Genomic DNA, 10,878 nt, shown 5'->3' on the forward strand with positions numbered 1-10,878 from the left:
GGGCTGATCGGGTGGGCCGACGCGGGGACGGTTGCCCTGGGGCAGGGGGCGCTCCTGGGCAACTCGCTGGCGTTGAGTGGGGCGCTCCTGGTGAGTGTCTACCTCCTGATTGGGCGGGTCGTCCGGCAGAAGGTGTCTTGGCTGGCGTACGTGACGCCGCTCTACACGGTAGCGGCACTGACGGCACTGGCGGCCGCCGTCCTGCGGGGCGTTCCGCTGACGGGGTACTCCTGGTCCTTCTATGCGCTCTGCGCCGGACTCGCCCTGGGGCCACAGGTGCTGGGGCACGGGTCCTTCAACTACGCCCTTCAGCGCGTGCCGGCCGCCATCGTGGGCATGCTGACGCTCCTAGAGCCGGTCGGGGCGTCGCTCCTCGCGTACGGACTGTTTGGGGAGGTGCCGCCGCCCGCCTCGATCGTGGGGATGGGGGTGGTCCTGGTTGCGGTGGCGGTCGTCGTCTGGCGGCGCAGGGCGCCCCCCGAAGAGGCCGCCGATTCCCCTCCCTCACGGGCGGTCGTCCGGGAGGACGAAGCGTGACCCCGGAAGATCAGCGAAGGTGTGGCGGCCGCGGAGAAAATAGTCGGCGGGCACGAGGCCCCGGTAGAACGGCAGCACCGCCAGGTCGGAGGGGACTGGCCGGGTGTCGTGGTAGTGCCGGCGCATGCGGAAGGCGTCCCGGTAGGCCCGGAGAATAGCGGTGGCCTCCTGCCCGCGCCCCTGTGCGAGCACGCGCCCAAGAGCCGCTACGTCACAGGCCAGCCGGAGCGGCAGGGTCCGACGCCAGGCCGACGGTGGAAGGTTCTTGTAGAGCATGAGCAGGCTGTTCCGGTAGTTGTAGTAGGTTTTCCGGGGGGACGACTGTGGAAGCGAGGCGCCCCCGATGTGGTATACCGTGCTCTCAGGGGCCACGCGGACCCGGTAGCCATGTCGCCAGAGCCGCCAGCAGAGGTCGATCTCCTCCATGTGCATCTCGAACCGCTCGTCGAGGGGTCCGACCTCGTCCAGGGCCGAGCGGCGGAGCAGGAGGGCCGCACCGGTGGCCCAAAAGACGTCGCGCGCATCGTCGTACTGCCCCCGGTCGCGTTCCATGGTCTCGAACAGGCGTCCACGCGTGAAGGGGTAGCCTGCGCGGTCCAGGAAGCCGCCGGCGCCCCCGGCGTACTCGAATTGGCCTCGATCGCCGTACTGAAGCATTTTGGGCTGTACGGCGGCGACATCGGGCCGCTCGGTGGCCGCCTCCACGAGCGGGTGCAGCCAGTCCGGGGGAACCTCCACGTCATTGTTTAACAGCACCACAAATTGGCCGGAGGCGTGGGGCAGGGCGGCGTTGTTGCCGCGGCAGAAGAGCCAATTGTCGGGGTGACGAACGATTTTGACCTCCGGATATTCGCGGGCGACCCAGGCCGCGGTCCCGTCCGTGGAGGCGTTGTCGGCGAGGATAATTTCGACGTTCGGGTAGTCGGTGGCCACGACGGAAGGCAGGCACGTCTGCACCAGCTCCTTCGCGTTCCAGGTGACGATGATGATGGACACCGGGGGGGCGGACATGAAAGAAATGGCCTGCGGCCGAGACGCATCGTGGAGAGAACGAACGCTGAACCCGGGCAAACATAATAGCTGATCGCGGAAAATGGAATTCGATCTCAGAATCCCCTGCTGATGGCCGATCTGTCGTCGTATTCGGTTGAGGAAGCGCGCCGGGCGATGCAGCGCGGATGGGGACACGAGACGTTCCGCCCCGGCCAGGAGGCGGTGCTGACGCCGCTCCTCGAGGGCCGAGATGTCCTGGGCGTGATGCCGACAGGGGGCGGAAAGTCCCTCTGCTACCAGCTCCCCGCCGTTCTTGGCGACGGCTTCGTGCTCGTCGTCTCGCCGCTCATTGCGCTTATGCAGGACCAGGTCGAGGCGCTCCAGGCACAGGGCATCGCCGCCACGTTCATCAACAGCACCCTGCCCGGCTACGAGGTCGAGCAGCGCTGGACGAACGCGGAGCATGGGCAGTACGACCTCGTCTACATGGCCCCCGAGCGCTTCTCCACGGAGGTCTTTCAGGCCCGGGCGGAGCGCCTGGACGTGTCGCTCCTGGCGGTTGACGAGGCCCATTGCGCGAGCGAGTGGGGCCACCACTTCCGGCCCGACTACCTCCAGATCCCCGACGCCCGGGCGCAACTGGGAACGCCCCCCACTGTGGCCCTCACCGCCACGGCCACCCCGGCGGTCCGTCAGGACATCCTCGAACTGCTGGCCCTTCCGGACGCGGTGGAGGTGGTGCGGGGATTTGATCGCCCCAACATCACGTGGTCTGTCTTCCGCACCGACAAGAAGTGGGAGCGTCTCCGTGCGGTCGTCGATGCGGTGCCGGGGACGGGCATCGTGTACGTGGCGACGCGCCGGGACGCAGCCCGGTGGCGGAAGCGCCTCGACGCGCACGGCGTTTCCGTGGCGGCGTATCACGGCGGCCTGGATGCCGAGGCCCGCGAGCACCGCCAGCAGGCCTGGGTCGGCGACGATGTCCGGGTCATAGTGGCGACCAACGCCTTCGGGATGGGCATCGACAAGCCCGACGTACGCTTCGTGGTGCACATGGCGCCCCCGTCGTCGCTGGAGAGCTACTACCAGGAGGCGGGCCGGGCCGGCCGTGACGGCGAGAAGGCCCATGCGGTGCTGCTGTACCAGCCCACCGACGCCGACACGCAGGCCGCCCTTATCGAGGCTTCGCACCCCACGGCCGAAGAGGTGCGGGCGGTCTACGACGCGGTCTGCAGTGTGGGACAGGTGCCGGTGGGGAGCGAGCCGGACGGGCCGCTCGCCGTCCAGCTCGACGCCGTTTTGAAAACGACAGGCTATTCGCGGACGAAGGTGCGGACCGCCGTCGACCTCATTGACCGCCAGGGAGCGTGGACGCTTCTTCCGCGCCGCAGGCACTTCGGTGTTTTGAAGTTCGTGGCGTCGGCCCGGGAGGCACGCGAATATGCCGACACGGTGGGCAACCGGGCGCTGGCCACGTTTGTGCGGACCCTGTTGCGGGCCGTCCACGCCGACGCGTTTCGGGAGTGGTGGCCGCTCGACCTGCGGGCCGTCGGACGCCGGGCAGATCTGTCCCGAGACCGCCTCCGTGCCGGGCTGCGCTACCTGGAAGAGCAGGGACTGCTCCGCTGGAACCCGCCAGGCGCAGCCCTGCAGGTTGAGCTCGCGCATCCCCGCGCGTCGAAACTGCCCGTGGACGACCAGGCCGTCCAGAACGCCCGACAGCGGGCCGAAACACGGCTTCAGTACATGCTCCGCTATACCCGGTCGGTGGCCTGTCGGCGCTGGACCCTGCTTGCCTACTTCGGGGAGGCGACCGACGAGCAGTGCGACGCGTGCGACGTGTGTCTCGGGCGGCATCAGCCCACGGCCATCACCCCCGATGACGAACCGATCCTCCGCCGCATCCTGGAGCAGGTGGCGGCGTCGGTCCCGCGCGGGGAGTGGTTCGACGACCCGCCGGCGCCACCCCGACGGGTCGACGAGCTCGTGGAGTGGCTCGTCGAGGAAGACTACCTGGCCGTGGAGGACCCCCTCGACGGATCGGTGCGCCTCACGGAGAGGGCGGAGAACTGGCTCTGAGGCGGTGGGGCAGGCTACGGCGCATCGGGGGCCTCCCGAGAGCGGTTCTGAAGAGAGTCCGGAAGGCTCCGAGAATCAGGCCTGCGTCGGTCCGGGCGCCGCAGGGCCTGGAGGGTATCAATAACGGTCTGGTACATGCTCTCGAAGCGACCCGGGCGGCGGGTATAATGGCGCAGGGTGGCCTCAAATTCGGACGGCTCCACGTCGTACCGGGCGAAGATCGAGTCGCGAAGGCTCGGCGGCGTCGCCACGTCCTGAGATTGGCGGGAGGAGGCTACGTGCAGCTCCGTCAGCACGCGCGTGAACGTGCTATCCGGAAGCGGCTCGTCGCCGGCCGAGAACCCCGAGCACCCCATCAGTACGCCGAGGCCGACGAGAGCTGCGAATGCGCCCCACCGTCGAGGGGGGACCGACCGGAGAAAAGAAGAGATCGTAGGCATTACTTCGCGGCGGTCGACGACGCATCCGGTGAGCCGCTCCCTTCCGCGGTGCGGAACGTACGGGCCATGACCTCCATCTGCCGAAGGAGGTCGAGCTTGTCGTTGTCGGGGGCAAAGATTGACCCGTCCAGCATGTACACCCGGTCCGTGGCCTGGTCGTAGAACGTATAGTTTACGAAGGGACCGCCGCCCCCAATAGGTTGAAGCTCGTTGTCGCTCCCGAGGGGGGCCACCATGTACCACAGACCACGCGAGTCATACGCGTACCGGTCCAGGAAGGAGCGTTGCTCGGTTTCGAGGGGACGCCGGTAGTCAACCTTTACGAACCCCTGCACGTTGCCCCGAAGGTAGCGACGCGTGAGTGAGTCGCGGGTGTTGTAAATCCACTCGGGAGTGATCTGGTCGGGACTGACATCCTCGACGTAGTAAACAAAGAACTCACGTCGCGTCTGGGCCAGGAGTCGACGCAGCCAGACGAATCCCTCCGATTCGGTCGTGGTGTCGATGGCAATCTGAAAGTCCGACTGCACGTTTACGGCAAAATCATGGCGCCGCATGAGGGTATCTTCGAGGGCCGACCGGCGATTCTCGTCGTACATGTTCCGGTCCATGCGCTGGAGCGTCGCCTCCGTGAACGAATTCCGGATCTCCGCCCCCTGCCCCCGAAACGTTTCGGCAAGCGCGTCCGGGCTGGACGCCGCGACGTAGTAGATGCGTTGGCTGCGGCGCCACAAATTCGGCTTGGAGACCACGGCGGTCTGTCCGTTTAGGATGGCCTGTTCCGCCTCGTCCGAAAGGCGCCGTCGCAGAAATGATGTTTCGTTTGTCGAGTCGCTGAGGGGCGCCGCGATGATGACGTTTTTCAAGTCCTGGACGCGCTCGTACGTGCGCTCGTCTGTTAGCTCGATGTGGCGCAGCTGAAAAGAGCGCTCCGAGACCGGGAGGGTTTCGACCCAGGGCGTGACGTTCGTGCGCAGCGCCTCGCCGCTGGGGCCCGTCCAGTGCGAACTGTCCATCACGACGGTAATCTCGCCCTCGGGGCCCACGGCACGAGGGCGGTAGTCGCCCTCACACCCGGAAAAGCAGAGAAGCAGGCTGGCGAGCAGCGTCCCCACGAGAAGCCGGCGAGAGACAGCAAGAGCACGGCGCATAGGCGGAGAAGTTGAAGGCTGAGGCGAGATAAGATTCATCCACCTCACACGCCCAAGCATTGAGATTGCTCCGGGCGGGCAAACGTCTCGGGGCCAACGACTAGGCTTCCCGGCGTTCCGAAAGACGAGCGAGTATACATCCTCCAATCTCACGCAGGATTGGGCTGGAGTGTGGGGGCTGGCGTCCCGGACTTGAGATGGCGAGCAAATGCCTCAACTTCGGCGAGCCGGTCCGTCATCGGCCGCTCGGAAGCCTCCCAGAGGGCCTCAACGTGGTTGATGAGGGCAGAGCCCACAATAAAGCCGTCGGTGTGCTGACTCAGCTCCATCGCGTCGTCGTGGGTCTTAATGCCGAAGCCGACGAGAAGGGGGTTCTGGTCCACAAAATTCTGGGCGTGCATCAGGTACTCGTCCACACTCGGCGTTTCAGCAAGGTCGCTGCCCGTGAGTCCGGTTACGCTGACGGCGTACACGAAGCCCGTGGCCCGCTCGTCAACAACCCGAACCCGCTCGTCGGAGGTGTTGGGGGCGATCAGGAAGACCAGCTCCAGGCCGTGGGCGGCGGCTGCGTCGCAGAGTGCCTCGCTCTCCTGCGGGGGAAGGTCCGGCAGGATGAGGCCGTCGACGCCGGCGTCCGCCGCGTCCCGGCAGAAGGCGTCGATCCCGTACTTGAACACCGGGTTGATGTACCCCATCAGCAGGAGAGGCGTGTCGCTGTCCTCCCGAAATGCCTCGACGGTCTGGAGGGTGTCGGCCAGCGTGACCCCGTGGGACAACGCCTGGGCGCTGGCCCGCTGGATGGGGCGCCCCTCGGCCAGCGGATCGCTGAAGGGCATCCCCAACTCGATGAAGTCGGCCCCTCCGCGATCGATCGCGTGGAGCAGGGGGACTGTCGCATCGGGGTTTGGGAACCCATCCGTCAGGAAGAGCCCCATGGCTTTCTCGTCCGGGCCAAGGGCGTCGAACGTCTCGTCGAGTCGGGACATGGTGGTGGGGGAGAAGGGGAAAAGATGGCGAGGGGCACCGAGACGGGTGCCGTTACCGGTGTGCGGCGATGGTCTGCATGTCCTTATCGCCTCGACCGGAGCAGTTAAAGACCAGCACGGCGTCTTCCCCTCGCTCCTCGGCCAGGTTTCGTGCCAACTCGGGCAGGAGAGCCACGGCGTGTGCCGTCTCGAGCGCCGGAATGATGCCTTCCGTACGAGACAGCAGCTCCACCCCGTCCAGGGCCTCGTCGTCGGTCACCGGGTGATACGTGACGCGCCCCTCATCGCGCAGGTGGGCGTGCTCGGGCCCCACTCCGGGATAGTCGAGACCGGCGGAGAGTGAATGGGCGAGACTTACCTGACCGGTATCGTCTTGCAACAGGTAGCTCATCGCCCCGTGCAGGACGCCCGGCGACCCCTCGGCAAGGGTGGCCGCGTGGTCGCCGTCGAGGCCGCCGCCCGCCGCCTCCGTCCCGTGCAGCTGCACCTCGGGATCGTCGAGGAACGGATGGTAGATGCCAATGGCGTTGGAGCCGCCCCCCACGCAGGCCGCAATGGCGTCTGGCGTCTCCTGGCCGGTCTCCTCGCGGAGCTGGTGGCGCGTCTCGGTGCCGATCACTCGGTGAAAGTTGCGCACCATCATGGGGTACGGGTGCGGGCCGACGACGGAGCCGATGATGTAAAACGTGTCGTCCGGGTTAGACACCCAGTCCCGGATGGCCTCGTTGGTGGCCTCCTTCAGGGTTTGGCTGCCCGAGGTCGCCGCCCGAACCTCTGCGCCCAGCAACTCCATGCGCTCCACGTTGAGGCGCTGACGCTCCATGTCTTCCGCGCCCATGTAGATGACGCAGTCGACCCCAAACTTGGCGCAGACCGTGGCGGTGGCCACCCCGTGCTGCCCAGCCCCGGTCTCGGCGATAATACGCTCCTTGCCCATGCGCGTGGCCAGCAGGATCTGGCCGAGCGTGTTGTTGATTTTGTGGGCCCCGGTGTGGCAGAGGTCCTCCCGCTTCGCGTAAATGCGGGCCCCACCGATCCGTTCGGTCAGGCGGTCGCAATAGGAGAGAGGGGTGGGCCGGCCGGCGTATTCGTTGAGGAGGGCGCGGAGCTCGGCCTGGAAGTCCGGGTCGTCCTTGTACGTGGCGTAGGCGGCCTTCAGCTCCTCCAGAACAGGGGTGAGGGTCTCCGGCACGTACGCCCCCCCGTACGAGCCGAAGTGACCATCGGTGTCGGGAAGGGTGTCCGCACGAGACGTAGTAGCGGGAGAGGACATGGCGGGCAGCTCTTGCAGAGTGAATAGTGGTCGGGAATACCGATACTCTCTTACGCGAAACTCGCGGTGCGGTCCAGGTCAGGGGTCATGCGTTTCGGCTTCTTCCAACTCGGCCGTCGCGTCCTGAAAAGCATCCATGAACGCGTCGATCTTCTCAAAGCTCTTCTGCCCGGGGGCAGACTCCAGGCTGCTGGATAGATCGACGGCAAACGGGCGCATCGTCTCGAGCGCCCGGGCCACGTTGTCGGCGTTGAGCCCACCGGCCAGGAAGACCGGATAGTCCTCGGCGAGTTCGCGGGCGAGGCGCCAGTTGAACGATTCGCCGGTGCCGCCCCACACGCTTGAATCGTGGGTGTCCAGCAGAAAGTACTCGACCACGTCCTCGTAGCGCTCGAAGAGCGTCCGGAGCTGGTTCGGGGCCGCGTCGTGCCGCACGTGAATCGCCTTGATCACGGGGCAGTCGACGCGCTCCGCGACGTGGGCAGGCTCCTGACCGTGCAGCTGAGCAAGCTCAAAGCCGGCGGTGTCCACGGCCTCGTTGATGGTATCTGCGCCGTCGTTGACGAACACCCCAACCGGGGCCGGGCCGTGCACCCATTCGATGATGTCGCTGGCCAGGGCGGGGGGCGCGTAGCGAGAGCTCTCCTCGTGCTGGATGAAGCCGAGGTAGTCGGCCCCGGCGCCCGCCAAGTAGCGCGCGTCTTCAAGTTCTGTAATGCCGCAAACCTTTAGCTCAACTCCCATGGGGCGTTGCTCTGTGGATGGGGAAAGCAGATGAAATAAGCACCGTCACGAGACCGACATCAATCGATCGTTAGCCGGCCTGCTGGGCGGCAATCTTCTTGCCTTCGGCACGAAGCTGAGAGAGGGCCTCGCCGGGATGGTCCGCACGCATCAGGTGCTCGCCAATGAGCACGCCGTTGATGCCGGCCTTCCGGAGGCGCACGAGCGTTTCGGGATCGCTCAGCCCGCTCTCGGCCACGCGCCCGACTCCTTTCGGGGTTTGGTCAAAAATACGGAGCGAGTTTTCGAGGTCGACCTCAAAGGTGTGGAGGTCTCGGTTGTTGACCCCGAGGACGCTCACCTGATCCCAGTCGATCTTGTCGAGGTCCTCTTCCTCGTATACCTCCACGAGACAGGACAGCCCGAGCTCGGTGGCGGCGGTGTGCAGGTCGGCGAGCTGGCCCGCCTCGAGGGCCGTCGCGATGAGGAGGACCGCGTCGGCCCCCACCGCCCGCGCCTCCACAAGTTGATACGGGTCGACGATGAAGTCCTTCCGCAGCAGTGGCGTCTCGGGCACGTGGGCCCGGATCCAGGCCATGTGCTCCAGGGCCCCCCCGAAGTGGAGCGGCTCCGTAAGCACACTAATCGCGGCCGCGTCGTGCTCGGTGTACTGTTGAGCAATGGCGGCGGGATCGAACGGCTCCCGGATGACGCCTTTGGAGGGGGACGCCTTTTTGACCTCTGCGATGAATGAGAGCCCCCGTTCCTTCAAGGCCGTCGCGAGGGAGAGGGGCTCCCGGTCGTCGTAGAACGGGCGCTCCTCGAGCTCCGAAACCGGCGTTTCTTTTTTCCGCTGCTCCACGAGCTCGCGGGTGTCGTCGATGATGTCGTCCAGGATGCTCACGGTGAAAAGGGGCGGTGTTGGGGAGGACAGGGCGAGTGCCGTCGCGGGCCGTCCGGCGCCTTACTCTGACTTGGCCTTCTTCGACACGCTTGCGAGGGTTTTGAGGGTGTCGAGCGCGGCGCCCGAGTCAATGCTCTCCGCGGCGGCCTCCAGGCACGCGTCGAGGTCGGCGTACTGGTCGCTGACGTGGAGCGCGTAGGCGGCGTTCAGCAGCGCGATGTCGCGCCGGGGGCCCTGATCCTCGCCGGACAGAATGTTGCGGAGGATGGAGGCATTTTCCTGGGCGGTGCCGCCTTCGAGGGCGGAGATGGAGGACCGGTCCAGGTCGTGGCTCTCCGGGCCGATCTCGTGGCTCCGCGGGACGGGGTTCTGGTCGGAGGCGTCGTACTCGAAGAGCGTGGTGGAGGCGGAGACGCTGACCTCATCCAGCCCGTCGTCGGCGTGGAGCGTGATGACGTGGTCGGTGTCGAGCTCGGCCAGGATGCGCACCATCGTCTGCGCCGTGTTTGTGTCGAAGGCGCCCACGATCTGCCGGGTGACGCCGGCCGGGTTGCAGAGGGGGCCGAGAATGTTGAAGAAGGTGCGGACGCCGAGCGCCTTGCGCACCGGCATCACGTGCCGCATGGCGGGATGGAAGAAGGGGGCAAACAGGAACGCGATCCCGGCTTCGTGGAGGCAGTGCTCGACGCCCTCTTTTTCGAGGTCGATCTGCACGCCGAGCGCCTCCAGAACGTCGGCGGACCCGGACTGGGACGAGACGGAGCGGTTGCCGTGCTTGGCTACGGTCGCGCCGGCGCCCGCCGCGATGAAGGATGCGGTGGTGGAGATGTTGAAGGTGCTTGCCCCGTCGCCCCCAGTGCCGCACAGGTCGATGGCGTGAGGGTCGTCGGTCTCCACCGAAACGGCAAACTCCCGCATGGTCTTCGTGAACCCGACCAGCTCGTCCAGCGTCTCGCCACGGGTGCGCAGGCCCATCAGGAGGGCGGCGGTGTGTTCGTCGCGCGCGGAGCCGTCCATCATCGCGGTCATGGCCTCCTCGGCCTCCGGGCGGGAGAGGGGATCGCCGTCGGCGATGGTTTGAAGCAGGGTGTTCACAGGCAAAAAGGGATTTCGAGGAAGAAGTGGAGGGGCTACGGGGTGCGGGCAGGGGACCGCTCGTCCAGCGCGATCGAGAGCCAGTTGGCAATGATTGTCGGCCCGGCCCGTGTCATCACGCTTTCCGGGTGAAACTGGATGCCGTACAGCGGGTGGGTGCGGTGGCGGAGGGCCATGATCGTGTCGCGCTCTTCCGTCGTGGCCGTCACCTCCAAGTCATCGTGCGGAAAGGTGTCCGGGTCGATGACGAGGGAGTGGTACCGGGTCGCATCGAACGACGGGTCGACGTCCTCGAAGAGCGAAGTGCCCTCATGGTACACGGGGCTCGTCTTGCCGTGCATCAGCTCATCGGCCTGCGTGATGGATCCGCCAAAGACCTCTCCGATGGCCTGGTGCCCAAGGCAGACGCCCAGGATGGGGGTCGTTTCGCCGAGTTCCCGAATGACCGGTTCCGTAATGCCGGCCTCCGACGGATGACCGGGGCCCGGAGAAATCAGGATGCCGTCCGGGTCCAGGTCTGCCACGTCCGCGACCGTGAGGTCGTCGTTGCGGACCACCTCCAAATCATCCGTCTTCCGGCCCGCAAGGTGGACGAGGTTGTAGGTGAACGAATCGTAGTTGTCTATGACCAGAATCATCGGCGGGGAGGAATATGGAGCGGGGGGGCGAAGAGGGCCTCGTTGAGCGAGGACGGGCG

The 10,878-nt window shown here is 66.4% G+C and carries 11 protein-coding genes; 2 read left to right on the forward strand and 9 right to left on the reverse strand.

Features of this window, described 5'->3' with window-relative positions:
• Nucleotides 1–537, forward strand: a 537-nt coding sequence (locus OJB03_RS15430) for a DMT family transporter (protein ID WP_263788966.1), incomplete at its 5' end; no start/stop codon positions are given.
• Here OJB03_RS15430 and OJB03_RS15435 read toward each other — a convergent pair.
• Nucleotides 505–1,548, reverse strand: coding sequence for a glycosyltransferase family 2 protein (locus OJB03_RS15435; protein WP_263788967.1), 1,044 nt, complete (start codon nucleotides 1,546–1,548; stop codon nucleotides 505–507). The two genes, OJB03_RS15430 and OJB03_RS15435, sit on opposite strands and share 33 nt — an antisense overlap.
• Nucleotides 1,549–1,659: 111 nt before the next feature.
• On the opposite strand from OJB03_RS15435, the gene OJB03_RS15440 reads away from it, so the two are divergent.
• Entirely contained in the window at nucleotides 1,660–3,609 is a 1,950-nt protein-coding gene (locus OJB03_RS15440) for a RecQ family ATP-dependent DNA helicase (protein WP_263788968.1), read from the forward strand.
• 14 nt (nucleotides 3,610–3,623) lie between these two features.
• Here OJB03_RS15440 and OJB03_RS15445 read toward each other — a convergent pair whose 3' ends face one another.
• From OJB03_RS15445 to OJB03_RS15480, 8 genes are all read right to left on the reverse strand, one after another.
• Entirely contained in the window at nucleotides 3,624–4,049 is a 426-nt protein-coding gene (locus OJB03_RS15445; RefSeq protein ID WP_263788969.1) for a DUF4296 domain-containing protein, read from the reverse strand.
• The gene (locus OJB03_RS15450; protein ID WP_263788970.1) at nucleotides 4,049–5,200 is read right to left on the reverse strand and encodes a DUF4837 family protein; all 1,152 of its coding nucleotides are present in this window, start codon (nucleotides 5,198–5,200) and stop codon (nucleotides 4,049–4,051) included. The genes OJB03_RS15445 and OJB03_RS15450 overlap by 1 nt, the downstream gene beginning before the upstream one ends.
• A gap of 149 nt (nucleotides 5,201–5,349) precedes the next feature.
• Nucleotides 5,350–6,186, reverse strand: coding sequence for a tryptophan synthase subunit alpha (gene trpA, locus OJB03_RS15455; protein ID WP_263788971.1), 837 nt, complete (start codon nucleotides 6,184–6,186; stop codon nucleotides 5,350–5,352).
• A gap of 52 nt (nucleotides 6,187–6,238) precedes the next feature.
• The gene (gene trpB / locus OJB03_RS15460) at nucleotides 6,239–7,459 is read right to left on the reverse strand and encodes a tryptophan synthase subunit beta (RefSeq protein ID WP_263788972.1); all 1,221 of its coding nucleotides are present in this window, start codon (nucleotides 7,457–7,459) and stop codon (nucleotides 6,239–6,241) included.
• A 78-nt stretch (nucleotides 7,460–7,537) separates the two neighbouring features.
• Nucleotides 7,538–8,203: a phosphoribosylanthranilate isomerase gene (locus OJB03_RS15465; RefSeq protein WP_263788973.1), complete on the reverse strand. Its 666-nt coding sequence runs from the start codon at nucleotides 8,201–8,203 to the stop codon at nucleotides 7,538–7,540.
• A gap of 70 nt (nucleotides 8,204–8,273) precedes the next feature.
• A complete protein-coding gene (gene trpC, locus OJB03_RS15470) occupies nucleotides 8,274–9,086 on the reverse strand; it encodes an indole-3-glycerol phosphate synthase TrpC (protein WP_263788974.1) in 813 nt (270 codons plus the stop codon).
• A 60-nt stretch (nucleotides 9,087–9,146) separates the two neighbouring features.
• Complete coding sequence (gene trpD / locus OJB03_RS15475) at nucleotides 9,147–10,181, reverse strand: anthranilate phosphoribosyltransferase (RefSeq protein ID WP_263788975.1); 1,035 nt, start codon at nucleotides 10,179–10,181, stop codon at nucleotides 9,147–9,149.
• 35 nt (nucleotides 10,182–10,216) lie between these two features.
• Nucleotides 10,217–10,819 carry an anthranilate synthase component II gene (locus tag OJB03_RS15480; RefSeq protein ID WP_263788976.1) on the reverse strand — a complete coding sequence of 201 codons (603 nt, stop codon included), beginning with the start codon at nucleotides 10,817–10,819 and terminating at the stop codon, nucleotides 10,217–10,219.
• Nucleotides 10,820–10,878 lie beyond the last annotated feature (59 nt).

It is taken from the genome of Salinibacter grassmerensis (assembly GCF_947077765.1).
In the GTDB taxonomy this organism is placed as follows: domain Bacteria; phylum Bacteroidota; class Rhodothermia; order Rhodothermales; family Salinibacteraceae; genus Salinibacter; species Salinibacter grassmerensis.